The 25045-nt window shown below is 72.9% G+C and carries 20 protein-coding genes; 16 read left to right on the top strand and 4 right to left on the bottom strand.

Annotated elements, in window-relative coordinates; genetic code table 11:
• Nucleotides 1–131 precede the first annotated feature (131 nt).
• The 4 genes from ACWD4P_RS32865 to ACWD4P_RS32850 all read right to left on the bottom strand — a co-directional run bounded on the left by ACWD4P_RS32865 (nt 132) and on the right by ACWD4P_RS32850 (nt 5725).
• On the bottom strand, nt 132–2561 hold the full coding sequence (locus ACWD4P_RS32865; protein ID WP_449782160.1) for a transglutaminase TgpA family protein: 2430 nt from the start codon (nt 2559–2561) through the stop codon (nt 132–134).
• On the bottom strand, nt 2558–3880 hold the full coding sequence (locus ACWD4P_RS32860) for a DUF58 domain-containing protein (RefSeq protein ID WP_449782159.1): 1323 nt from the start codon (nt 3878–3880) through the stop codon (nt 2558–2560). The genes ACWD4P_RS32865 and ACWD4P_RS32860 overlap by 4 nt, the downstream gene beginning before the upstream one ends.
• A gap of 1 nt (nt 3881) precedes the next feature.
• Nucleotides 3882–4796, bottom strand: coding sequence for an AAA family ATPase (locus tag ACWD4P_RS32855; RefSeq protein ID WP_359830087.1), 915 nt, complete (start codon nt 4794–4796; stop codon nt 3882–3884).
• 386 nt (nt 4797–5182) lie between these two features.
• Nucleotides 5183–5725 (bottom strand): beta-class carbonic anhydrase, encoded by a 543-nt coding sequence (locus ACWD4P_RS32850; protein WP_359830082.1) that lies wholly within the window; start codon nt 5723–5725, stop codon nt 5183–5185.
• Nucleotides 5726–6262: 537 nt separating this feature from the next.
• Here ACWD4P_RS32850 and rsmH point away from each other — a divergent pair.
• The 16 genes from rsmH to ACWD4P_RS32770 all read left to right on the top strand — a co-directional run bounded on the left by rsmH (nt 6263) and on the right by ACWD4P_RS32770 (nt 24860).
• On the top strand, nt 6263–7237 hold the full coding sequence (rsmH, locus tag ACWD4P_RS32845) for a 16S rRNA (cytosine(1402)-N(4))-methyltransferase RsmH (protein WP_449782158.1): 975 nt from the start codon (nt 6263–6265) through the stop codon (nt 7235–7237).
• A gap of 157 nt (nt 7238–7394) precedes the next feature.
• Nucleotides 7395–7913: a septum formation initiator family protein gene (locus tag ACWD4P_RS32840; protein WP_449782157.1), complete on the top strand. Its 519-nt coding sequence runs from the start codon at nt 7395–7397 to the stop codon at nt 7911–7913.
• Nucleotides 7910–10156, top strand: a complete 2247-nt coding sequence (locus ACWD4P_RS32835) for a penicillin-binding transpeptidase domain-containing protein (RefSeq protein WP_449782156.1) — start codon at nt 7910–7912, stop codon at nt 10154–10156. The genes ACWD4P_RS32840 and ACWD4P_RS32835 overlap by 4 nt, the downstream gene beginning before the upstream one ends.
• A gap of 94 nt (nt 10157–10250) precedes the next feature.
• Nucleotides 10251–11816, top strand: coding sequence for a UDP-N-acetylmuramoyl-L-alanyl-D-glutamate--2,6-diaminopimelate ligase (locus tag ACWD4P_RS32830; protein ID WP_449782155.1), 1566 nt, complete (start codon nt 10251–10253; stop codon nt 11814–11816).
• The gene (locus ACWD4P_RS32825; RefSeq protein ID WP_359827634.1) at nt 11813–13216 is read left to right on the top strand and encodes a UDP-N-acetylmuramoyl-tripeptide--D-alanyl-D-alanine ligase; all 1404 of its coding nucleotides are present in this window, start codon (nt 11813–11815) and stop codon (nt 13214–13216) included. Before ACWD4P_RS32830 ends, ACWD4P_RS32825 begins: the two co-directional genes overlap by 4 nt.
• Entirely contained in the window at nt 13216–14277 is a 1062-nt protein-coding gene (mraY, locus tag ACWD4P_RS32820; protein ID WP_359827635.1) for a phospho-N-acetylmuramoyl-pentapeptide-transferase, read from the top strand. Before ACWD4P_RS32825 ends, mraY begins: the two co-directional genes overlap by 1 nt.
• Nucleotides 14274–15737, top strand: coding sequence for a UDP-N-acetylmuramoyl-L-alanine--D-glutamate ligase (gene murD, locus ACWD4P_RS32815; RefSeq protein WP_449782154.1), 1464 nt, complete (start codon nt 14274–14276; stop codon nt 15735–15737). Before mraY ends, murD begins: the two co-directional genes overlap by 4 nt.
• Nucleotides 15738–15839: 102 nt before the next feature.
• Nucleotides 15840–17153 carry a putative lipid II flippase FtsW gene (ftsW, locus tag ACWD4P_RS32810; RefSeq protein ID WP_449782153.1) on the top strand — a complete coding sequence of 438 codons (1314 nt, stop codon included), beginning with the start codon at nt 15840–15842 and terminating at the stop codon, nt 17151–17153.
• 6 nt (nt 17154–17159) lie between these two features.
• Nucleotides 17160–18266: an undecaprenyldiphospho-muramoylpentapeptide beta-N-acetylglucosaminyltransferase gene (gene murG, locus ACWD4P_RS32805; protein WP_355249876.1), complete on the top strand. Its 1107-nt coding sequence runs from the start codon at nt 17160–17162 to the stop codon at nt 18264–18266.
• On the top strand, nt 18259–19035 hold the full coding sequence (locus tag ACWD4P_RS32800) for a cell division protein FtsQ/DivIB (RefSeq protein WP_449782152.1): 777 nt from the start codon (nt 18259–18261) through the stop codon (nt 19033–19035). The genes murG and ACWD4P_RS32800 overlap by 8 nt, the downstream gene beginning before the upstream one ends.
• 364 nt (nt 19036–19399) lie before the next feature.
• On the top strand, nt 19400–20632 hold the full coding sequence (gene ftsZ / locus ACWD4P_RS32795; protein WP_359827642.1) for a cell division protein FtsZ: 1233 nt from the start codon (nt 19400–19402) through the stop codon (nt 20630–20632).
• Entirely contained in the window at nt 20629–21360 is a 732-nt protein-coding gene (gene pgeF / locus ACWD4P_RS32790) for a peptidoglycan editing factor PgeF (protein ID WP_359827644.1), read from the top strand. The genes ftsZ and pgeF overlap by 4 nt, the downstream gene beginning before the upstream one ends.
• Nucleotides 21360–22148: a YggS family pyridoxal phosphate-dependent enzyme gene (locus ACWD4P_RS32785; RefSeq protein ID WP_359827645.1), complete on the top strand. Its 789-nt coding sequence runs from the start codon at nt 21360–21362 to the stop codon at nt 22146–22148. The genes pgeF and ACWD4P_RS32785 overlap by 1 nt, the downstream gene beginning before the upstream one ends.
• Nucleotides 22149–22454: 306 nt before the next feature.
• Nucleotides 22455–23072, top strand: coding sequence for a cell division protein SepF (locus ACWD4P_RS32780; protein WP_224276937.1), 618 nt, complete (start codon nt 22455–22457; stop codon nt 23070–23072).
• Between the two features lie 100 nt (nt 23073–23172).
• Complete coding sequence (locus ACWD4P_RS32775; protein ID WP_030060143.1) at nt 23173–23454, top strand: YggT family protein; 282 nt, start codon at nt 23173–23175, stop codon at nt 23452–23454.
• 59 nt (nt 23455–23513) lie between these two features.
• Nucleotides 23514–24860 (top strand): DivIVA domain-containing protein, encoded by a 1347-nt coding sequence (locus ACWD4P_RS32770; protein ID WP_449782151.1) that lies wholly within the window; start codon nt 23514–23516, stop codon nt 24858–24860.
• Nucleotides 24861–25045: the final 185 nt, after the last annotated feature.

Here is a 25045-nt window from a genome sequence, read left to right as displayed (position 1 = left end):
GTCCCGGGCCGCCGCCCCGGACCCGCGCGGGTCCCGCACCCGGGGCGGCCACGCGAACGCCGCCCCGCCCCGGCTTCGTGTCCGGAGCGGGGCCCCGGTGAGCGGGACCCCGGACCCCGGGGCCCCCGCGCTCAGCCCTCCGGCGTGGACCGCTCGCGCCGGGTCAGGACCCGTCGCACCGGAGCGGAGACCGCCCCGACCGCCCGGGCGACCACGGTGCCGACCGCCGTCCGGGCCGCCCGCGCGCCGTCGGAGATCCGCCACCACAGCTGCGCCGAGGACGGCGGCAGCAGCAGCGCCCTGGTCCGCCCGGCCCGTCCGGCGTTCGCCCGCAGGCCGCGCCGGACGGCACGGACGTCGGTGGCCAGCGGCTCGGTGAGGTGCTGCCCGGGCGGGGCGTAGAGCACCCGCTCGGTGGCCAGCGCCAGTCGGCCGGTGGCCGCCGCCGAGTCCGCGTCCAACTGCGCCTCCTCGGTGATCCGACGGGCCGTCGAACGCGGAGTGCGTGACTCGTCCGGGGGAATTCCGAGGTCCCAGGCGGAGTCGATCAGCTCGTCCCAGGCGGCCAGCACCTGGGCGTCGGTCAGCTCCGTCGGCCCGCTGCCGCCGGGCCCGCGCCGCCCGCCGCCGCCCAGCCGGCGACGGCGCACGGCGGTGCGCCAGAGCATCGGGACGAGCAGCAGTGCGATCAGCGCGAGCACCGCGGCCAGGGTGCCGAGCACCTGGCCGGAGAGCAGCCAGGACTCCTCGGAGGCCTTGGCGACGGCCTTGTCCTTGGCACCGCACTCGCCCAGCTGGCGCTGCTTCACGGTGCAGTCCGAGCTGGAGCTCGGCGCGGGGGCGGCCGAGGCGGTCTGCGGGGCGGCGGTCGCGTGCTGGGTCGGCGCGGTGGTCGGGGTGGTGGACGCCTCGGTGTAGCGGGCCGGGACGCCGCGGCTCGGGGTCGGCTCGAAGCGCATCCAGCCGTAGCCCGAGAAGTACAGCTCGGGCCAGGCGTGGTACATCCGGCCGGTCACCGAGTAGACGTCGCCGCCCTTGCTGTCGCCGGGGGTGAAGCCCACGGCCACCCGGGCCGGGATCTTCAGCGTCCGGGCCATCGCCGCCATGGTGGAGGCGAAGTGCACGCAGAAGCCCCGGCGGTCGCGCAGGAACACGGTGATGGCGTTGCTGCCGGTGCCGCCGTTGACCGAGGTGTCGTACGTGAAGTTCGGTCCGGTGAACCAGTTGACCAGTGCCGTCGCCCGGTCGTAGTCGTTCTGCGCGCCCGCGGTGACGCTCCTGGCCTGCTCGGCGACCTGGGCCGGCAGGTTGGCCGGGAGGGCCGTGTAGTGCTCCCTGACGTCGGACGGCGCGGTGGCCGCGAGCCGCAGCTCGGTGGCGGTGGGCTGCACGTCCAGGGCGCTGACGTGGTACTGCAGGCCGCGGATCGCCTTGTCGTTGGCCGGCAGGACGGTGCGGGTCAGCGGGTCGAGCTTCCAGTCGCCGCGGTTGGGGACCTGGACGGCGGCGGCCGGGTAGGGCATCGGCAGCCAGCTCCCCTCCAGCTTGTCGCTGATCGTGAAGTCGCCCTCGATCCGGGAGAGCTGGGCGTTGCGCAGGCCCTCCGGGGTGGGAAAGGTCACCGGGAGGTCGTTGACCGTGGTGCTGCCGAGTTTCCAGTTGGTGCCGTCGAACTGGTCGAGCGAGCCGGTCCGCAGGTAGATCTGGTCGGCCAGCGGGCTGTCCAGGCTGTACCTGAGCAGCTCCGCGTCGGTCGGCTTGGTGACCGCGGCCTCCAGGCTGACCAGCGGGTCGAGTCTGGTCGACAGGCTCCCACCGGCGCTCTTGCCGCCCGATCCGCCGGAGCCGGAGCCCAGCAGGCCGGAGCTCCAGTGCGGCAGGACCACCGGCAGCAGCAGCGCGACCGCAAGGGCCAGCACGCCGACCTGCCGCCCGCCCGGGCTGACCCGGCCGGACTCCACGGAGCCGCGCGCGCCGCCGTAGAACACCCGGCCCCAGCGGGAGACCCGGTCCTGGCCCTCGGCGAACAGCAGCAGCAGGTAGCCGGTCGCGGCGACGGCGAACCAGACCCAGCTGCCGTGCTCCCCGGCCAGGCCGTTGCCGACCGAGTACAGCGCCAGCAGCGGCAGCCCGGCCAGCGCCGAGCGCCGGTACGTCACCGCGACGGTGTCCACCGCGACGGCGATCAGACCGATCGCCGAGACCAGGATCAGCCGCAGCCCGGCGGTGGGCGGAGCGGGGATGGCGTACTGCTGTATGTCGTCCAGACCGGACGAGAAGACCTGCTCCAGCACCCGCATCGTGGCCGGCCCGGGCAGCACCCCGCCGGCGCCGGCGAAGCCGAGCAGCAGCAGAAGGAGCAGCGCCAGCAGCTGCCCGAGCGGCACCGTCCAGCGGTACAGCGGGGAGCGGCGCAGGCCCGCGCCGACCACGGCGATCACGGCGACCACCAGGACGGCGTGGGTCAGCCAGCTGCGGGTGGTCAGCAGCGGCATCATGCACAGCGCGGCGAGGGCGGTGGCCAGCGCCGAGTACACGGTCAGTTTGGCCCGGGTGGTCACGCGCCGGCCTCTTCTCGTTCGGGAGCGGTCGTCCTGCTGCCGTCGGCGGCCCGCCACAGGTCCGGTACGGAGTCCCCGGCGCGCACCGGGATCACCGTCCAGCCGGACTCGCGCAGCTTCCGGACCCGGTCCCGGAAGTCGTCGCCGCCGGTGCCGGGGGCGAGCATCCGCAGGCCGGCCCAGGTGCCGGTGTCCAGCAGGAAGGCGATCGCCCCGCCGGCGCGGCTGCGCAGCCGGCCCAGCCGGGCGGCCTGGGCGTCGTCCAGTTCGCCGAGGACGGCGACCAGCAGACCCTCGCCGCCGGACCGCAGCAGGTCCTCGGCGCGGGAGAGGGTGCCGCCGTCGGACAGGTCGGCGACCGCGAGCGCGTCCAGGATCAGCCCGGAGGTGTCGGCGGCGCCGTGGCCGGTGCCCGCGCCGGGCCCCGGCACCGACTGGCCGGTGTCGGTGAGCATCCGGGTCTGGTAGCCGCGCTCCAGCAGGTGCGCGGAGACGGAGGCGGCGCAGCCGACCGCCCACTCGAAGGAGGAGGCGGGGCCGCTGCCCCGGTGGGCGATCTCCCGGGTGTCCAGCAGGACGGTGGCCCGGGCCTGCTGGGGCTGCTCCTCGCGGCGCACCATCAGCTCGCCGTACCGGGCGGTGGAGCGCCAGTGCACCCGGCGCAGGTCGTCGCCGGGCCGGTACTCGCGCAGGATCACGTCGTCGTCGCCGGCCAGCGCCAGGGTGCGGCTGTGGTTCTCGCCCTGGCCGATCCACTCACCGCTGAGCCGTACCGACGGCAGCGCCTGGATCTGCGGGACGACGGTGAGGACGTCGGAGGCGGTGAAGGCGCGGGTCACCTCGCACATCCCGAACGGGTCGGACAGCCGCAGCTGGAGCGGCCCGAGCGGGTAGCGGCCGCGCAGGTCGGAGCGGACCCGGTAGGAGACCTCGCGGTGGCCGCGCGGCTCGACCCGGTCCAGCACGAACCGCGGGCGCGGCCCGAGCACGTACGGGACCTTGTCCTCCAGCAGCAGCACGCCGGTGGGCACCCGGGAGACGTTGTCGACCCGCAGGTGGACCCGGGCCTCCTGGCCGGCGACCGCCCGGCGCGGGCTGAGCCGGCGTCCGCTGGCCACCCGGTAGCGGGTGTTGGCGACCACCACCACGGCGACCAGCGGCAGCGCGGCGAGCAGGACGCCGACGCGCAGCAGCGCGTCCTGGTCGAGCAGGTAGGAGCAGACCACCGCGGTCACCCCGGCGGCGAGGAAGGACCGCCCCCGGGTGGTGAGGCCGCGGAACCCCGCCCGCAGCCCCGATGCCGAGTCGGACTGGGCCACCTCAGCCCCTCCGGACGGCCGGGCCGCCCTGCGGGCGCGGCAGCGGCAGCCGGGCGACCAGGTCCGCCACGATCTGCTCGGAGGTCCGGCGGCTGAGCTGGGTCTCGGCGGTCGGCATCAGACGGTGAGCCAGGACCGGGACGGCGAGGCGCTGGATGTCGTCCGGGGTGACGTAGTCGCGCCCGTCCAGCGCGGCGGCGGCGCGGGCGGCCCGGACCAGGTGCAGGGTCGCGCGCGGCGAGGCGCCCAGGCGCAGCTCGGGGCTGGTGCGGGTGGCGCCGACCAGGTCGACGGCGTAGCGGCGGACCGGGTCGGCGATGTGCACGGTGCGGACCAGGTCGATCAGCTTGAGGATGTCGGAGGCGTGCGCGACCGGCTGGAGGTCCTCCAGCGGGCTGGCGCCGCCGTGCACGTCCAGCATCGCGAGCTCGGCCTCGGGGCTCGGGTAGCCGATCGAGATCCGGGCCATGAAGCGGTCGCGCTGGGCCTCCGGCAGCGGGTACGTGCCCTCCATCTCGACCGGGTTCTGGGTGGCCACGACCATGAACGGCGAGGGCAGCTCGTAGCTGGTGCCGTCGATGGTGACCTGGCGCTCCTCCATGGACTCCAGCAGCGCCGACTGGGTCTTCGGCGAGGCGCGGTTGATCTCGTCGCCGACCACGACCTGGGCGAAGATCGCGCCCGGGCGGAACTCGAAGTCGTGCCGCTGCTGGTCGTAGATGTTGGTGCCGGTGACGTCCGAGGGCAGCAGGTCGGGCGTGAACTGGATGCGGCGCACGGTGCAGTCGAGGGAGCGGGCGAGCGCCTTGGCCAGCATGGTCTTGCCGACGCCGGGCACGTCCTCCAGCAGCAGGTGGCCCTCGGCGAGCAGGACGGTCAGGGCGATCCGGACGGCCTCCGGCTTGCCCTCGATCACGCTCTCGACGTTGGCGCGGACGCGGTCGACGACCGCGGCGAGCTCGGGGAGCTCGACCTGCTGGTACCCGTTCGCCCTCTGCCCGCCCCCCGCGGGACTGCCGAGTCCGGCCTGATCGTTGTAGCTCGTCACCCGTTTACGCTCCCTGGCACCCTGTGCCCGCCCCGTTCCGGGGCCGGACCCCACCCCATGCTTGACGCGGCCGTCCCGGGGGCGGTTCCGAAGGCGGATCCGGCGCCGGGATGGCGGCCTGCGGCCTGGCCGCCCCAGGTGGTTCGGGGTCCGACCGGCAGGCGCATTCTCCCCCGCGGGATGGCCAGAAGTCACCATTCGGAGTCGCCCGAATGCCCGGACGGCGTCGGCCGGGCAGGGTCGGGTCGGGGCGCTCAGTCGATCTCGCGCAGCAGGCCGGTGTGGACGTCGAAGACGAAGCCGCGGACGTCGTCGGTGTGCGGCAGGAAGGGAGAGGTGCGGACGCGCTGCATGGACTGGCGGACGTCGCCGTCCAGGTCGACGAAGGCCTCCACCGCCCACTGCGGGCGCTGGCCGACCTCCAGTTCCAGCTCGCGGCGGAAGTCCTCGGTGAGCCCGAGCAGGCCGCAGCCGGTGTGGTGGATCAGCGCGATCGAGCGGGTGCCGAGGGCGCGCTGGCTGATGGTCAGGGACCGGATGGTGTCGTCGGTGACGACGCCGCCGGCGTTGCGGATGACGTGCGCGTCGCCGAGTTCGAGGCCGAGCGCGGCGAACAGGTCGAGACGGGCGTCCATGCAGGCGACCACGGCGATCCGCTGGACCGGGCGGGCGTCCATGCCGCCGTCCCGGAAGGTCACCGCGTAGGTGCGGTTGGCCGTGACGAAGCGGTCGATGACGGTGGGTCTGGCGGGATCGGCAGCGGCGTTCGGCGAGGGCCGGTCGGGTGTCACTGTCATGGGGGCGACGTTAGTGGCGATCGGGACCGCGCGGTGGGGCCGGGAGCTACAGAACGGGGCGCCGCTATCGAGAGCATGGCGACAACGGGCGGGTCCGCCGGCCGCCCCCGCGGCGGCCCGCACGCGGGGGCGGGCAGGGGGCGCGCGCGAGCCGCCGAAGGCCCCCGATCCGAACCGCTTCCGGTCCGCCCGCACGGCCGCGACCTGCGATGATCCATTCCGCCGCCCGGGTGGTGCGCCGGAGCGGACCATTGACTGACGGGGACCGCGCGATAGAGTTCGTCGCGCAGTGGAGCACACCCGCCGGGGCCCGTCAACGGGGCCTTCCCGGCCGGTGCGGCCCGGTCGACGCGGCCCGTGGCCTCCTCCCGCTCCGTGCCCACCTGGCGCACCTTCCCCGGCGCCGGGCGGTCACGACCTTCCCCTCGAGCGGGCGGGGACCACGGGCCGCTTCGTCGTGCCGGGGCACGGTGGGCGAGAATGGTCGCAGCTCCCGGACGTCGGGCTGCTCCGCACCGAGGAAGGGCGCCACCGCGCATGACCACCAACGAACCGGGCCCCAAGCACGTTCCGGTGATGCTCCAGCGGTGCATGGACGCGCTGGCCCCGGCGATCTCGCGCCCCGGTGCCGTCGTGGTGGACGCCACCCTCGGCCTCGGCGGGCACAGCGAGGCGCTGCTCACCCAGTTCCCGGAGGTGCGGCTCGTCGCGGTGGACCGCGACCCGGCGGCGCTGAAGCTGTCCGGTGAGCGGCTGGCCCCGTTCGGCGACCGGGCGACCCTGGTGCACGCCGTCTACGACGAGATCCCCGAGGTGCTGGAGCGCCTGGACATCGACCGGGTGGACGGCGTCCTGTTCGACCTCGGCGTCTCCTCGATGCAGCTGGACGAGGCGGAGCGCGGCTTCGCGTACGCGCAGGACGCGCCGCTGGACATGCGGATGGACCAGACCCGGGGGATCAGCGCGGCGGAGGTGCTGAACACCTACAGCCACGGCGCGCTGGCCCGGATCCTCAAGGTGTACGGCGAGGAGCGGTTCGCCGGGAAGATCGCCTCGGTGATCCTGCGGGAGCGGGAGAAGGAACCGTTCACCAACAGCGCGCGTCTGGTCGAGTTGGTGCGCAACGCCATCCCGGCGGCGACCCGCCGGACCGGCGGGAACCCGGCCAAGCGGACGTTCCAGGCGCTGCGGATCGAGGTCAACGGCGAGCTGGAGGTCCTGGACCGGGCCATCCCCGGGGCGCTGGACGTCCTCACGCTCGGCGGTCGGATCGTGGTGATGTCCTACCAGTCGCTGGAGGACCGGCTCGTCAAGCAGTACTTCGCCGCCGGTGCGACCAGCACGGCTCCGCCGGGGCTGCCGTTCGTCCCGGAGGAGCACCAGCCCTGGCTCAAGTTGATCACTCGCGGTGCCGAGCTGGCCACGGAGGAGGAGATCGAGGAGAACCGGCGCGCCGCGCCCGTACGGCTGCGGGTGGCGGAGAGGATCAGGGACCGAAGCAAGCGGGGCTGACGAACCGGCCCCGGCGGGGTCCGAAGGGCGGAGGAAAGCAGTGGGGCCGGTGGCCGGTGAGGTCCGGGCGGGGCGGGGAGGACTCCCCGGGCAGGGCAGGGCGCGGATCACGGTCCGGCCGGGCAGGCGTCCGGCACAGAGGCGCACACCGTTCGCGGTGCTCATCGTGGTGCTGCTGGCGGCCGGGCTCCTCGGCCTGCTCGCACTGAACACCGCGCTCAACGAGGGCTCCTTCGAGCTCTCCCGACTGCAGAAGCAGACCACCGTGGCGACCGACGAGCAGCAGGGCCTCCAGCACGAGATCGACCAGAGCTCGGCCCCGGACGCGCTGGCCAAGCGCGCCGCCGAGCTGGGCATGGTCCCGGCCGGCGGGATGGCCTTCCTGGACGTCCCGAACGGCAAGGCGGTCGGCACCCCGGGGCCGGCGCAGGACAGCCCGCCGGTCAAGCGCTCCACGGCCGAGCCGTGGCCGACCAGGGCCCAGCCCGGCACCGGGCAGCCCGCCGCCCCGGCCGCCGCCCCGTCACCGGCCGCGCCGCAGCCGGGCGGTGCCCCGACACCGGCCGCACCGCCGCCGGTGCCGACCCCGGCGGCGTCCGCCGGCGACTCGGTGATCCAGCTCAACCCGGCCTCGCCCGCCGCGGCCGCGAAGCCGAGCGGGGGTGCGGCCCGATGACCGCACGTCAGCCCTCCGGCGGTTCCGGCGGTTCCGGCGGCGGCAACGGCCGCCGCCCGGTGACCCGGAACACCGCGCCGCGCGCACAGTCAGCCGCCGGCCGCGACCAGTCGGCCAAGGCACAGCCCGCGAAGGGCCGGCCCGCCAAGGCACAGCCGACCGGGAAGCAGCCCGCGCGCAGCCAGTCGGCCAAGGCACAGCCCGCCCGCAGCCAGTCGGCCAAGGCCCAGCCCGCCAAGTCGGCCTCCGTCGGCCGGACCCCGCGGGCACCGCAGCAGCGCCGCCCCGAGGGCCGCCCGCCGGCCCGCAGCCAGGCGGCGGTGCGCCCCAAGGGCCGCCCTCCACTGCGCCCCAAGCCGCTCAGGCTGGCCGAGCCGAAGCGCCGGCTGCGGGTGATCACCGTGGTGCTGTCGCTGGTGTTCTCCGTCTTCGCGGGCCGCCTGGTGCAGCTCCAGCTGGTGGACGCCGACGCGCTGGCCGCCGACGCCAACACCAACCGCTACCTGAACATCCCGATCACGGCCGAACGCGGCTCGATAACGTCCTCCGACGGGGTCGCGCTGGCGGCCACCGTGGACGCGTACGACATCACCGCCGACCCGGCGATGTTCACCCCCGAGGCGACCGGCATCCCGGACGCGCCGGAGCAGGCGGCCGCGCTGCTGTCGCCGATCCTCGGCGTGCCCAAGGAGAAGATCGCCGCCGACCTGCACACCCCCAAGACCCGCTACAAGCGGCTCGCGGCCCAGCAGACCCCGGCCGCCAAGAAGCAGATCAGCGACCTCAAGTCGGGCCTGGAGAAGCAGGCCGGCTCGCGGGCCTGCCAGGCCCAGAAGAAGCTGCTCGGCAAGCCCGCCGACCAGGGCGGGCGCACCCGGGTGGACAACGAGTGCGCCAACCCGCTGGCCGGCGTGTTCAACCGGGAGACCCAGAAGCGGATCTACCCGGCGGACGGGCTGGCCGCCAACCTGGTCGGCTTCGTCAACGCCGAGGGCGAGGGCGCCGGCGGCCTGGAGCTCCAGTACCAGAAGCTGCTGGCCGGCAAGGACGGCCACAGCAGCTACGCCCAGTCGGGCGGGCGGCTGGTGCCCACCGCCGGGGGCTCGATGGACCCGGCCGTGCCGGGCAGCGACGTCAAGCTGACCATCAACCGGGACGTCCAGTGGGCCGCCCAGCGGGCGATCACCGACCAGGTGGCCAACTCCGGCGCGGAGAAGGGCTACGTGGTGGTCCAGGACGTGAAGACCGGTCAGGTCATCGCGATGGCCACCGCGCCCGGCTTCAACCCGAACGACCTGAGCCTGTCCAAGCAGGCCAACCTGGGCAACCCCGCCCTGGGCGACGCGTACGAGCCGGGCAGCACCGCCAAGCTGATGAGCATGGCCGCCGTGCTGGACTCCGGCAAGGCCACCTGGGACACCAAGGTCACCGTGCCCAACCGGCTGGTCCGGGCCGGGCAGCAGTTCAAGGACGACGTCGACCACGACACCTGGTACCTGACGCTGGCCGGGGTGCTGGCCAAGTCCTCCAACATCGGCACCATCGAGGCCGTGGAGACCCTCGGCGGCGGTGACCAGCTGGAGGCCAACAAGGTCCTGGACGGCTACATGCGCAAGTTCGGCGTCGCCGAGCCGACCGGCCTGGGCTTCCCCGGGGAGACGGCCGGCAAGCTCAAGAAGCCGGAGGACCTGGTCGCGTCGGAGAAGTACAACATCTCCTTCGGCCAGGGCCCGATGCAGATGAACGCGCTCCAGGCGACCTCGGTCTACTCGACCATCGCCAACGGCGGGGTGCGGGTCGCGCCCAGCATCGTCCAGGGCGTCACCGACCCGAACGGCACGTACAAGCCGAGTTCGCCGGGGGAGCAGACCAGGGTGGTCAGCCCGGAGACGGCCAAGACCCTCACCTCGATGCTGGAGTCGGTGGTCGACGACGAGCAGGGCACCGGCGGCAAGGCCGCGATCCCCGGGTACCGGGTCGCGGGCAAGACCGGCACCGCCAACCGGGGCGCCGCCAACGGCGTCGGCTACGACGGCTACACCGCCTCCTTCATCGGCTTCGCCCCCGCCGACGCCCCCCGGTACACCGTCTCCTGCACCCTGCAGGGCCCGGTCAACGGCCACTTCGGCGGCCAGCTGTGCGGCCCGGTGTTCAAGCAGGTGATGGAGTTCACCCTGAAGACCATGCAGGTCCCGCCGAGCGGCAGCCAGGCGCCCAACCTCACCGTCGACTGGAAGCCGTGAGCGAGTGATGAGCAACGAACGGGCCGGGCTGGAGCACGGCGCGGCGGAGGGCCGGTTTGGCCCTGGACACCCTTCGGCGGATAGCCTTCCCGCCGTGCCGAAACCCGATCAAACCACCGTGAGTCCGCCCCGCCCGACCGGGACGACCGCCCTGCCGCTCGCGAAGCTGGCCGCCGAACTGGGCCTGCCGCCCGTCGAGGGCGGCGCCGTCGGCGGCGTCACCCACGACTCCCGGGCCGTCCGGCCGGGCGACGTCTACGTGGCCTTCCCGGGCGCCAACCACCACGGCGCGGCGTTCGCCGCCAAGGCCGCCGAGGCCGGCGCGGTGGCGGTGCTCACCGACCCGGCCGGCGCCGAGATCGCGGCCCCCACCGGGCTGCCCCTGCTGGTCGTGGACCGGCCGCGGGCCGTCATGGGCGAGCTGGCCGCGATCGTCTACGGCCGTCCCTCCGAGCGGCTGCTGATGATCGGGCTGACCGGCACCAACGGCAAGACCACCACCTCGTACCTGGTCGAGGGCGGCCTGCGCGGCGCCGGGCGCAGCCCGGGCGTGATCGGCACCGTCGAGATGCGGGTCGGCGAGGAGCGGATCAAGAGCGAGCGCACCACCCCCGAGGCCACCGACCTGCACGCGATCCTCGGCGTGATGGCCGAGCGCGGCGCCGACGCGGTGACCATGGAGGTCTCCAGCCACGCCCTGGTCTTCGGCCGCACCGACGGGGTCGCGTACGACGTCGCGCTGTTCAACAACCTGACCCCCGAGCACCTCGACTTCCACCCGGACATGGAGGACTACTTCCAGGCGAAGGCCCGGCTCTTCCAGCCCGGCAAGTCCCGCCTCGGCGTGGTCAACCTGGACGACGAGTACGGCCGCCGGCTCGCCGCCGAGGCCAAGATCCTGGTGACCACCTTCTCGGCCACCGGTGCCGCCGAGGCCGACTGGCGTGCCGTGGACGTCCGGCTGGGCCCGGTCGGCTCCACGTTCCGGGTGCTGGGCCCGGAGGGCGCCGAGGCCGAGGCCTCCGTCCCGCTGCCCGGCCCGTTCAACGTCGCCAACGCGCTCGCCGCGATCACCGTGCTGGCCGCCGCCGGGCTGCCGCTGGAGCGGGCGGTGGCCGGCGTGGCCGCCGTCCCCGGCGTGCCCGGCCGGCTGGAGCGGGTGGACGCCGGACAGCCGTTCGTCGCCGTCGTCGACTACGCGCACAAGCCGGACGCCCTCAAGGCCGTCCTCGCCTCGCTGCGCGAGGTCACCGAGGGCCGGCTGCACGTCGTCGTCGGCTGCGGAGGCGACCGCGACCCGCACAAGCGCGGCCCGATGGGCGCCATCGCCGCCCGCCTGGCCGACACCGCCCTGCTGACCAGTGACAACCCGCGCAGCGAGGACCCGCTGGCGATCCTCGCCACCATGCTGACCGGCGCCGCCGCGGTGCCCGAGGCCGAGCGCGGGGCCGTCCTGGTCGTCCCCGACCGGGCCGAGGCGATCGAGCTCGCCGTCGCCGGCGCCCGGGCGGGGGACACCGTGCTGGTGGCAGGCAAGGGCCACGAGCTCGGCCAGTACGTACGAGACGAGATCCGCCCCTTCGACGACCGGGAGGTGCTGCGCGAATCCATCGCGCGGACCACGGCCGCACGGGGCGACCGAGGAGTAGAGCAGCAGTGATCGCACTGACCCTCGCCGAGGTGGCCGCCGCCGTCGGAGGCACGCTGGACGGCGCCGACCCGGACGCCGTGGTCACCGGACCGGTCGAGGTCGACTCGCGGAAGGTGAGCCCCGGCGGCCTGTTCGCGGCCTTCGTCGGCGAGAACGTGGACGGCCACGACTACGCGGCCAAGGCGGTCGGGGACGGCGCCGTCGCGGTGCTGGCCTCCCGCCCGGTCGGCGTGCCCGCCGTCCTGGTGGACAGTGTGGTGGAGGCGCTCGGCCGGCTGGCCCGCGCCGTGGTCGCCCGTGCCGAGGGCACCGCCGTGGTCGCGATGACCGGCTCGGCCGGCAAGACCAGCACCAAGGACCTGATCGCCCAGCTGCTCCGGCACCGCGGCGCGACCGTCTTCCCGCCCGGCTCGCTCAACAACGAGATCGGCCACCCGATGACCGCGCTGCGGGTCGAGGCCGACACCCGGCACCTGGTGCTGGAGATGGGCGCCCGGCACAAGGGCGACATCGAGTACCTCACCTCGATCACCCCGCCCCGGATCGGCGTGGTCCTCAACGTCGGCACCGCCCACGTCGGCGAGTTCGGCTCCCAGGAGGCGATCGCCGAGGCCAAGGGCGAACTGGTCGAGGCACTGCCCGCCGACGGCGCCGCGATCCTCAACGCGGACGACCGGCTGGTGCGCGCGATGGCCTCCCGTACCAGGGCGAAGGTGGTCCTGTTCGGGGAATCACCGGACGCCCACGTGCGGGCCACCGACGTTCGCCTGGACGCCACCGGGCGGCCATCGTTCACGCTCACCACCCCGGCCGGTTCCGCGCCCGTGCAGCTGCGCCTGTACGGTGAGCACCACGTCTCGAACGCCCTCGCCGCCGCCGCGGTGGCGGTGGAGCTCGGGATGTCCGTCGACGACACCGCGGCAGCCCTGGGCGAAGCGGGTGCGCTGTCCCGCTGGCGCATGGAGGTCGTCGACCGGGCCGACGGTGTCACCGTCGTGAACGACGCCTACAACGCGAACCCCGACTCGATGCGGGCCGCGCTGCGGGCGCTCGTCTCGATGGGGGGCCGGGGTCCGGAGCGCCGCCGCACCTGGGCGGTGCTCGGCGAGATGCGGGAGCTCGGCGAGGAGAGCCTGGCCGAGCACGACGCCATCGGGCGGCTCGCCGTCCGGCTGGACGTCACCAAGCTGGTGGCGGTCGGCGGACGCGAGGCGGCCTGCATGGAACTCGGCGCGAGGAACGAAGGTTCGTGGGGTGAGGAGTCGGTGCTGGTGTCCGACGCGGACGCGGCGGTCGAGCTGCTGCGCAGTCAGCTTCGGCCGGGGGATGTGGTCCTGGTGAAGGCTTCCCGTTCGGTGGGGCTGGAGAAGGTGGCCGAGGCCCTCCTGGCGGACGGTGTGGCCGAATAATGAAGCAGATCCTTTTCTCCGGGATGATCGGTCTCATCCTGTCGCTGCTCGGCACCCCGGCCCTGATCAAGGTGCTCGCGAAGCACGGCTACGGCCAGTACATCCGTGACGACGGCCCCAAGGCGCACCACAGCAAGAAGGGCACGCCCACCATGGGCGGCATCGCCTTCATCCTGGCGACCCTGATCGCGTACTTCGCCACGAAGGCGATAACGGGCGAGAGCCCGACGGCCTCCGGGCTGCTGGTGCTCTTCCTGACCGCGGGTCTGGGCCTGGTCGGCTTCCTGGACGACTACATCAAGGTGGTCAAGCGCCGCTCGCTGGGCCTGCGGGCCAAGGCGAAGCTGGCCGGCCAGTCGATCGTCGGCCTCGGGTTCGCCGTCCTGGCGATGCAGTTCCCGGACGACCGCGGCCTCAACCCGGCGTCCCAGAGCCTGTCCTTCGTCCGGGACTTCAAGTGGGCGATCGGTCCCGTCCTGTTCGTCATCTTCGCGTACTTCATGATCGCCGCGATGTCGAACGGCGTGAACCTGACGGACGGTCTGGACGGCCTCGCCACCGGCGCCTCGGTGATGGTCTTCGGCGCCTACACCTTCATCGGCATCTGGGAGCACACCCAGAGCTGCGCCTACGCCATCACCGCGACCGCCAACTGCTACGACATCCGCGACCCGCTGGACCTCGCCGTCGTGGCCTCCGCCCTGATGGGCTCCTGCTTCGGCTTCCTGTGGTGGAACACCTCGCCCGCCAAGATCTTCATGGGTGACACCGGCTCGCTCGCCCTCGGCGGCGCCCTGGCCGGTCTGGCGATCTGCTCCCGCACCGAGCTGCTGCTCGCCCTGCTCGGCGGCCTCTACGTGATCATCACCCTCTCGGTGATCATCCAGGTCGGCTCCTTCCGGATGACCGGCAAGCGCGTCTTCAAGATGGCGCCGTTGCAGCACCACTTCGAACTCAAGGGCTGGACCGAAGTCCTGATCGTGGTCCGGTTCTGGATCATCCAGGGCCTCTGCGTCGCCGTCGGCCTCGGCCTGTTCTACGCGGGATGGGTGACCGGATGACAGACCCCGACCTGACCGGCCGGGCCCCGGCCAACCCGGACTTCGCCGGCCTGCCGGTCGTCGTCGCCGGGCTCGGCGTCTCGGGCATCAGCGCCGCGCGCGTCCTGCACGGCCTCGGCTCCCGGGTCACCGTGGTGGACGGCGGCAGCGGGCCCGGCCTGGCCGCCCGGGCCGCCGAGCTGGAGGCGCTGGGCGTCACCGTGCGGCTCGGCGACGGCGCGAGCCTGCCCGAGGGCACCGAGCTGATCGTCACCTCGCCCGGCTGGGCGCCGGACAGCCCGCTGTTCGCCGCCGCCGAGGCGGCCGGGGTGCCGGTCTGGGGGGACGTCGAGCTGGCCTGGCGGCTGCGCAGGCCGCTGCCCGGCACCGGCGAGCCCGCCCCCTGGCTGGCCGTCACCGGCACCAACGGCAAGACCACCACCGTCCAGATGCTCGCCTCGATCCTCACCGCCGCCGGCAAGCGCACCGCCGCGGTCGGCAACGTCGGGGTCTCGGTGCTGGACGCGGTGCTCGCCGAGGAGCCGTACGACGTGCTCGCCGTCGAGCTCTCCAGCTACCAGCTGCACTGGGCGCCCTCGCTGCGCCCGTACTCGGCGGCGGTGCTCAACCTGGCGCCCGACCACCTCGACTGGCACGGCTCGATGGAGGCGTACGCCGCCGACAAGGGCCGGATCTACGAGGGCAACGTCGTCGCCTGCGTGTACAACCTGGCCGACCCGGCCACCGAGGCGCTGGTCCGCGAGGCCGACGTCGAGGAGGGCTGCCGGGCGGTCGGCTTCGGCCTCGGCGCGCCCGGCCCGTCGAACTTCGGCGTGGTGGACGGGCTGCTGGTGGACCGGGCCTTCGTCGAGGACCGGGCCAAGAACGCGGCCGAGCTGGGCGCCGTCGAGGACGTGCACCCGCCGGCCCCGCACAACATCGCCAACGCGCTCGCCGCGGCGGCGCTGGCCCGGGCGTACGGCGTCGAGCCGAAGGCCGTCCGGGAGGGTCTGCGGGCCTTCCGCCCGGACGCCCACCGGATCGCCGAGGTCGGTGCGGTCCGTGGGGTCACGTACGTCGACGACTCCAAGGCCACCAACACCCACGCGGCGGCCGCCTCGCTGGCCGCCTACCGGCCGATCGTCTGGATCGCCGGGGGCCTGGCCAAGGGCGCGACCTTCGACGACCTGGTGCGGGGCGCGGCCGAGCGGCTGCGCGCGGTGGTGCTGATCGGCCAGGACCGCGCGGTGATCCGGGAGGCCCTGGAGCGACACGCTCCGGATGTGCCGGTGATCGAGGCGGCCGAGGGCCAGACTGGCGCGGTGGCGATGGCCGAGGTTGTTCGAACGGCCGCGTCGCTCGCCCGATCGGGTGACACGGTGCTGCTGGCACCGGCCTGCGCCTCGATGGACATGTTCACCAACTACGGCGAGCGCGGCGACCTCTTCGCGGCGTCCGTGCGGGAGCTGGCGGGCGAGTAGGCGGGCCGGCGCGGTAGGTCGGACGGAGAGAGTGAGCGGGGAGCGGTGGCGGGGCAGGGCAGAGCGGATTCCGGCGTTGTGAAGCGGGATGCCGCCGAGCCGATGAGAGTGATCTCCGCCACCACGACGAAGTACAAGTCGGCCGGTCCGCTGGCCCGCGTCCAGGCCTTCCGGGCCCGGGTGCGGTACTGGCTGGACCGGCCGCTCACCCCGTACCTGCTGGTCGTCGGCAGCACCCTGCTGCTGGTGGTGCTGGGCCTGATGATGGTCTTCTCGGCCTCGCAGATCCTCGCACTGAACCAGCACCACACGGCGCAGTACTACTTCCTCAAGCAGTTGATCGCGGCCATCCTCGGCCTGGTCCTGCTGATCGGCTTCGCCTCCGTGCCGGTGGCGGTGCTGCGGGTGATCACCTACCCGGTGATGATCGCCGTGATCGGCGCCCTCACCCTGGTCGCCATCCCCGGCATCGGGGTGCGGATCAACGGCAACCAGAACTGGCTGGACTTCGGCTTCTTCCAGTTCCAGCCCTCGGAGTTCGCCAAGCTCGCGCTGGTGCTCTGGGGCGCCGACCTGCTCGCCCGCAAGCAGAAGGCCGGCACCCTCAACTCGTGGAAGCACCTGCTGGTGCCGCTGGTGCCGGGGGCCCTGCTGCTGCTCGCGCTGATCATGTTCGGCGGCGACATGGGCACCTCGATGATCCTGGTGGCCATGGTGTTCGCGCTGCTCTGGATGGTCGGCGCGCCGCTGCGGCTGTTCGTGGCCACCCTCGGGGTGGCGGTGGTGGTCTGCACCGCGCTGGTGGTCACCGTGCCGCACCGGGCGGAACGGCTGGGCTGCATCGGCGTCACCAAGATCGACCCGGAGGGAGCCTGCTTCCAGGCCCTGCACGGCGTCTTCGCGTTCGCCAACGGCGGCGGCTTCGGCACCGGCCTCGGCGCCGGCGTGGAGAAATGGGGCCAGCTGCCCGAGGCGCACACCGACTTCATCTTCGCCGCGACCGGTGAGGAACTCGGTCTGGTGGGGACGCTGTCGGTCCTCGGTCTCTTCGCGGCACTAGGCTACGCGGGTATCCGTGTGGCCATCGGTACGAAGGACCCCTTCGTCAGGTACGCCGCGGGAGCCGCCACCACCTGGATCATGGCGCAGGCCATGATCAACCTGGGGTCGGCGCTGGGACTGCTGCCCATCGCGGGCGTCCCGCTCCCGCTGTTCTCCTACGGCGGTTCCGCCATGCTGTCGGCCATGTCCGCGATCGGTGTGCTGCTGTGCCTGGCGCGCAGCACCTCCGGCGCGAAGGCGGCCCTGGCCGCCCGGAGCAAGAACTCCCGGATCAGGAGACAACTGGCCCGGGTGCTGCCACGACGACGAACCACAGCGCGCCCGGCCCCGGGGCCGGCACGCAGGGAGCGGTGAATTTCGGTGCATGTCGTACTCGCCGGCGGGGGGACCGCCGGTCACATCGAGCCGGCCATGGCCCTCGCGGATGCCCTCCGCAGGCACGACCCGTCCGTCGGGATCACCGCCCTGGGCACCGAGCGCGGACTGGAGACCCGGCTGGTACCCGAGCGCGGCTACCAGCTGGAGCTCATCCCGGCCGTCCCGCTGCCCCGCAAGCCCACCCCGGAGCTGATCACCGTCCCCGGCCGGCTGCGCGGCACCGTCCGGGCCGCCCAGGAGATCATCGAGCGGGTCAACGCGGACGCCGTGGTCGGCTTCGGCGGTTACGTCGCGATGCCGGCATACCTGGCCGCCAAGCGGGCCGGGGTGCCGATCGTGGTGCACGAGGCGAACGCCCGCCCGGGCCTGGCCAACAAGATCGGTGCCCGCTACAGCGACTTCGTGGCGGTCTCCACGCCGGACAGCAAGCTGCGCGACTCCCGGTACATCGGCATCCCGCTGCGCCGGACCATCGCCACCCTGGACCGCGCCGCGGCCCGCCCCGAGGCCCGCCAGTACTTCGGCCTCGACCAGCGGCTGCCCACCCTGCTGGTCTCCGGCGGCTCCCAGGGCGCCCGCCGGCTCAACGAGACGATCACCGCGATCGCCCCCCGGCTCCAGCAGTACGGCGTGCAGATCCTGCACGCGGTCGGCCCGAAGAACGAGCTGCCGCAGGTGGCGGACGTCCCCGGGATGCCGCCGTACCGCCCGGTGCCGTACCTGGACCGGATGGACCTCGCCTACGCGGCCGCCGACATGATGCTCTGCCGGGCCGGCGCCATGACGGTGGCCGAGCTGGCGGCCGTCGGCCTGCCGGCCGCCTTCGTCCCGCTGCCGATCGGCAACGGCGAGCAGCGGCTGAACGCCCAGCCGATGGTCAAGGCCGGCGGCGGTCTGCTGGTGGACGACGCCGAGCTGACCCCGGACTGGGTCCTGCAGAACGTGCTGCCGGTGCTCACCGACCCGCAGCGGCTGTGGGACATGAGCCGGTCGGCCGCCGAGTTCGGCCGCCGGGACGCCGACGACCTGCTGGTCGGCATGGTCTACGAGGCGATCCAGGCGCACCGCGGCGGTCGCCGCCGTGGCTGACGGCCGGCTCGCCGACCCGCTGGAGGAGGAGTTGGAGGAGGAGGAGTCCGCTCCCCGCCTCCGGCTCTCCCGGCGGGGCATCGTGGTGCTGGGCGTGCTCGGCGCCGCGGTGCTCGGCGTGCTGGCCTGGTTGGTGTTCTTCTCCTCGGTCCTGGACGTGCGCACGGTCGCCGTCCAGGGACCGAGCGACGACAAGCTGACGGCGGACCAGGTCCGCGAGGCGGTCGGCGGGCTCGGCGACGGGCCGCTGGCGCGCGTGGACCTGGACGCCGTCCAGCACCGGGTGGAGGCGATCCCCCGGGTGGCCAGGGCCGAGGTGTGGCGGGGCTGGCCGCACACCCTGCGGGTGAAGGTCGTGGAGCGCAAGGCCGTCGCCGCGGTCAAGGGCGATGACGGTCAGTTCACCCAGGTGGATGCCGGGGGCGTGAGCTTCGCCACCGAACCGGCCCCGCCGGAGGGCGTTCCGGTGGTCGAGCTGCGACTCAGTCAGCAGGCGAACGACGTGGACGGGGTGATCTCCCGTTCGCAGTTGGTGCAGGGCGCGGTGGCGGTGGCCGCCGGCCTGCCGCCGGAGGTCGCCAAGCGGGCCGGCTCGGTGCTGGTGCACTCGTACGACGACATCCAGTTGCAGCTCAGCGGGGGTGCGACGGTGCGCTGGGGGAGTCCGGAGCAGATCGACCGGAAGGCCCGGGTACTGGTCGCGCTGATGAACCAGAAGGGCACGAACTTCGACGTGACGGCGCCGGAGGCGCCGGCGGTGTCGGGATGATCCGGTAGGTTCTCTGCCTGAGGGAGGGGTTGACGCCTTGAAGTGTCGGCCCGACTCTTGGTGGTCACCCCCGGTTTCCTAAGCCGGCCGATGATCACATAGGCTCAAAAGAAAAAGGGAAGCTCGGCGTGTTCGTTGAAACACGTGCCTGGAGCCACCTAGTGTCCTGTGTCACCAGACTGTGTTTCCTGGTGATGTGACGGAGGCACAGAACTAACCCTAAAGGTCAAGTTTAGGGTTGGGGTCGGCGGTCGGCATTTCGGACATACAGTCAGAAACCAGGCTCCCTACCCATCGACATCCGTCGGTACGGCCCCGCCCCGGGTCGGGCCGACCCGGAAATTCGAGGCGAGAGGCCTTCGACGTGGCAGCACCGCAGAACTACCTCGCAGTCATCAAGGTCGTCGGAATCGGCGGCGGTGGTGTCAACGCCATCAACCGGATGATCGAGGTCGGTCTCAAGGGCGTCGAGTTCATCGCGATCAACACCGATGCGCAGGCCCTCCTGATGAGCGACGCCGACGTCAAGCTCGATGTGGGCCGTGAACTCACCCGGGGCCTCGGCGCCGGCGCCAACCCCGAGGTCGGCCGCAAGGCCGCCGAGGACCACCGCGAGGAGATCGAGGAGGTCCTCAAGGGGGCCGACATGGTCTTCGTGACCGCCGGCGAGGGCGGTGGCACGGGCACGGGCGGCGCGCCCGTCGTCGCCAACATCGCGCGCTCGCTGGGCGCCCTGACGATCGGTGTGGTCACCCGCCCGTTCACCTTCGAGGGCCGCCGCCGGGCGAACCAGGCCGAGGACGGCATCGCCTCCCTGCGCGAAGAGGTCGACACCCTCATCGTGATCCCCAACGACCGGCTGCTGTCCATCTCGGACCGCCAGGTCAGCGTCCTCGACGCGTTCCGCTCGGCCGACCAGGTCCTGCTCTCCGGTGTCCAGGGCATCACCGACCTGATCACCACCCCGGGCCTGATCAACCTCGACTTCGCCGACGTCAAGTCCGTCATGTCGGACGCCGGTTCGGCGCTCATGGGCATCGGCTCGGCCCGCGGCGAGGACCGCGCCAAGGCCGCCGCCGTGATGGCGATCTCCTCGCCGCTGCTGGAGGCCTCGATCGACGGCGCCCGCGGCGTGCTGCTGTCCATCTCGGGCGGCTCCGACCTCGGCCTGTTCGAGATCAACGAGTCGGCCCAGCTGGTCAGCGAGGCCGCCCACCCCGAGGCGAACATCATCTTCGGTGCGGTCATCGACGACGCGCTCGGCGACGAGGTCCGGGTCACCGTCATCGCGGCGGGTTTCGACGGCGGGCAGCCGCCGGCGATCGTCCGCGACCCGGTCGTCAAGTCCACCACCCCGGAGCGCCCGGCCACCCCGCCGGCCGCCCCGGAGCGTCCGGCCGGCCGCCCCTACGGGACCATCGGCTCGGTGACGTCCCGTTCGGAGGGCGAGTCCTCGTCCTCCGCGCCGAGCCGGACCGCCGAGACCCCGGCCACCACCACCGCCTCCGCCCCGGTGCCGCCGCAGGTGCAGCCGGCCCGGCAGCCGTTCGTGGAGAGCCCGGCCGAGGAACTCGACGTCCCGGACTTCCTTAAGTGATCGATCACGCGATCCGCGCGGGTGCTCACTTCGCCTTCACCTCACGGTGGGGCGGGGTGAGCACTTCGCCGTACGGGGAGCTCAACCTCGGCGGCGCGGTGGGGGACGACCCGCTGGCCGTGCGGGAGAACCGGGCGCTGGCCGCCCGGAGGCTGGGCCTCGACCCGGCCGACGTGGTGTGGATGAACCAGGTGCACGGCGCCGAGGTCGCCGTGGTGACCGAGCGCCAGCCGCTCGGACAGGCCCCGACGGTGGACGCGGTGGTCTCCGACCGGCCGCTCGCGCTGGCGGTCCTCACCGCCGACTGCACCCCGGTGCTGCTGGCCGATCCGGTGGCGGGCGTGGTGGGCGCGGCCCACGCGGGCCGGCCCGGGCTGGCGGCCGGGGTGGTGCCCGCGGCCGTCCGGGCGATGGTCGAACTGGGCGCGGAGCCCTCGCGGATCACGGCCGCCACCGGACCGGCGGTCTGCGGCCGCTGCTACGAAGTGCCGGCCCAGCTGCGGGCCGAGGTCGCCGCAGTGGTGCCGGAGGCCTTCGCCGAGACCTCCTGGGGCACGCCGGCCCTGGACGTGCCGGAGGGAGTCGCGGCCCAGCTGGCCGCGGCGGGGGTCAACGAGCTGGTGCGATCATCGGTCTGCACCCTCGAATCCGCCGATCACTACTCCTATCGCCGCGAGCAGCGCACCGGGCGGCTCGCGAGCTACGTCTGGTTGGGCTCTGATCACTGATGACGAACGACATCTACGGACCGTTCCCGGGAAGCACCGGGTTCGCCGAGGCCCTGACGGAGGGCCAGCGGGCCCGCTACGAGGAACTCGGCACCAACCTCGACGTGGTCGAGCGCCGGATCGCGGACGCGTGCGCGGCCGCCGGGCGCGCCCGGAGTGAGGTCAAGCTGGTCGTCGTCACCAAGACCTACCCCGCCGAGGACACCGCGCTGCTGGCCGGACTCGGTGTGACGGACGTCGCGGAGAACCGCGACCAGGACGCCGCTCCCAAGGCGGAGCAGTGCAGAAACCTTCCTCTCTCCTGGCACTTCGTCGGCCAGCTGCAGACCAACAAGGTCCGCTCGGTCGTCCGGTACGCGAACCACGTCCACTCGGTGGACCGGCTCCGGCTGGTCGAGTCGCTCTCCGCGGCGGTGCTCAAGTCGGAGCGCCCGGAGCTGGGTTGCCTGGTGCAGGTGGCGCTGGACAAGGCGTACGGGGAGGGTGAACACCGGGCGGGGGTCGCGCCGGAGGACGTCGCGCAACTGGCCGACGCGATCGCCGACACGCCCGGGCTGCGTCTGGACGGTGTGATGACCGTCGCTCCGCTGGCCGGACCACTGGCCGGGGACCCGGCCCGCGCCTTCGATCGGCTGGCGGAAATCGCAACCGCCGTACGGGCGGACCATCCGGCTGCCACCATGGTCTCCGCAGGGATGAGCGGGGACCTTGAGCAGGCGATTGCCGCGGGAGCGACACATGTGCGCGTCGGAACGGCGGTACTCGGAGTGAGGTCACCCCTCAGGTAACGTCACCGGGTAAGTAGATCAGACAGCAGGACAAAATAGGACAGAATCTAGCAGCTCTTCGGAGCGCTAGCGAACCGTGGATCGCAGCTCCGCGGCCCCCACTCCACGCATCTGACCGGCCGTCGGGCTGACACGCCGTCGTGGAGGGACCGCGGAATCCGCAGGCAGGGCCGTCACGAGCCCGGGCTGCCGGGACGGAGCCGGTCCTTGCGGAGAGAGCGAAGCGAGCGACCATCAGAAGGTGCGCGCATCGCGAAGTCGCCACCGAGCGTCAGCGAGGTGGCTATGAGCGGAGGAGACAGGAGCATGGCCGGCGCGATGCGCAAGATGGCGGTCTACCTCGGCCTCGTGGAGGACGAGACGTACGACGGCCAGGGGTACGACCCCGACGACGACTACGACGCGGACCCCGAACCGATCCGGACGGGCCAGCGGACCGAGGACATCCCCCGGCCGGCTCCGGCCCCGGCGGCCGCCGCGCCCGCCCCGGTCTCCTCGATCACCCCGCAACCGGTGCCCGCGGCGGTGCCGATCCGCCAGGAGACTCCGAGGATGGCCCCCGTGTCGTCCATCACACCCGAACGCCGCCACAACCTGGAGAAGAGCGCACCGGTGATCATGCCCAAGGTCGTGAACGAACGAGAGCCCTACCGCATCACCACGCTGCACCCCCGAACCTACAACGAGGCCCGTACCATCGGGGAACAGTTCCGTGGCGGAACCCCCGTGATCATGAATCTGACCGAGATGGACGACACCGACGCGAAGCGCCTCGTAGACTTCGCCGCTGGACTCGTCTTCGGTCTGCACGGCAGTATCGAGCGCGTGACACAGAAGGTGTTCCTGCTGTCGCCTGCTAACGTCGATGTCACGGCGGAGGACAAGGCTCGGATCGCCGAGGGTGGGTTCTTCAACCAGAGCTGACCCGGCCACGACTTTACGTGTGGATCTGATCAACAGTGGGTTTAGCGACAGGTGACGAGCGGCAGGCCCGAGATGTCGGGACCGGGGAGAGGGAAACGCGATGGACATCGTGTGGGCGGTGCTCTACTACGCCCTGACCGTCTTCCTGGTGTTCCTGCTCGTACGACTGGTCATGGACTGGGTCTTCCAGTTCGCGCGTTCGTGGCGGCCCGGCAAGGCCATGGTCCTGGTCCTGGAGGCCACGTACACTGTCACGGATCCGCCGCTCAAGCTTCTTCGGCGGCTCATTCCGCCGTTGCGTTTCGGGGGCGTGGCGCTCGACCTGTCCTTCTTCGTACTGATGATCATTGTGTATGTCCTGATCTCGCTTGTGCACCCCTAGTCGTAGGTGAGCGATGCGACAGGATGCCGGTGTGCCGACGATCACGTTGAGGTGAAGAGATGCCATTGACCCCCGAGGACGTTCGGAACAAGCAGTTCACGACCGTCCGCCTGCGTGAAGGCTATGACGAGGACGAGGTCGATGCCTTCCTCGACGAGGTCGAGGCGGAGCTGACCCGCCTCCTCCGGGAGAACGAGGACCTGCGTGCCAAGCTGGCCGCCGCGACTCGTGCCGCCGCGCAGAACCAGGCCAACCTCCGCAAGGAGCCGCAGCAGGACGCGCCCCGACAGGGCGGCGCTCCGGTGCCCGCCGCCATATCCGGCCCGCCGGTCCCCGGACAGCAGGGTCCGGGCGGCCCCCAGCAGATGGGCCCCGGCGGCCCGCAGCAGATGGGCCCGGGTGGTCCCCAGCAGCAGATGGGCCCCGGCCCCCAGCAGCAGATGGGCAACCAGCCCCTCGGCCTGCCCGCCGGCTCCGCCCCGCAGCTTCCCGCTGCCGGCGGCCCGCAGCAGCAGATGAACCAGACCATGGGCGGCCAGCAGCAGCTGGTCCAGCCGATGGGCGGTCAGATGCTCCAGCCCATGGGCGGCCCCGGTGGCCCGCAGCAGATGGGCAACCCGATGGGCCAGGGCATGGGCCAGCAGCAGATGCAGCCCATGGGTGGCCCCATGGGCGGCCCGCAGCAGATGGGTGGCCCCATGGGCGCCCCGATGCAGCAGCAGGGCCCCGGCGGCGACAGCGCCGCCCGCGTGCTGGCGCTCGCTCAGCAGACCGCCGACCAGGCGATCTCCGAGGCCCGCTCCGAGGCCAACAAGATCGTCGGCGAGGCGCGCAGCCGCGCCGAGGGCCTGGAGCGCGACGCCCGTGCCAAGGCCGACGCGCTGGAGCGGGACGCCCAGGAGAAGCACCGCGTCGCGATGGGCTCGCTGGAGTCGGCGCGGGCCACGCTGGAGCGCAAGGTCGAGGACCTGCGGGCGTTCGAGCGTGAGTACCGCACGCGACTGAAGTCGTACCTGGAGACCCAGCTGCGCCAGCTGGAGTCGCAGGCCGACGACTCGCTCGCCCCGCCGCGGATCCCCGCCACCGCCTCGCTGCCGCCGGCGGCCTCGTCGATGGCTCCGGCCGGTGCCGGCGCGATGAGCAGCGGTGCGCCGGGCTTCGGTGGCAACCAGCCGTCCTTCGGGGGCAACTCGCCGTCCTTCGGCGGGAACAGCTCCTTCGGCGGCAGCTCCTCGGCGCCGAGCTTCGGCGGGCAGTCGGCCGGTGGCAACAGCGGTGCGCCGCAGATGCAGCCGGCCGGGATGACCCAGCCGATGGCGGCCGTCCGTCCGCAGCCGCCGCAGCCGATGCAGCAGGCTCCGGCACCGATGCGGGGCTTCCTGATCGACGAGGACGGCGACAACTGAGGTTGTAGCAGAGCCCTTGGGGAGCGCCCCCTTTCCGGCCTTCGGGTCGGGGAGGGGGCGTTCTTGTGTTGGGGGGCTCTCGGGAGGGTGGGGGGGCCGGGGGCGGCTCCGGGGGTGGGTGCTGCGGGGGCTGGATGATTTTCAGACTGCCGTGGGGCGAGTGGGGCGCCCGACGGCGGGGGCAG

Source organism: Kitasatospora sp. NPDC002543 (assembly GCF_053594915.1).
Note: the sequence above shows the minus strand (reverse complement) of the source record. Positions and strands in the feature narration are given on the sequence as shown.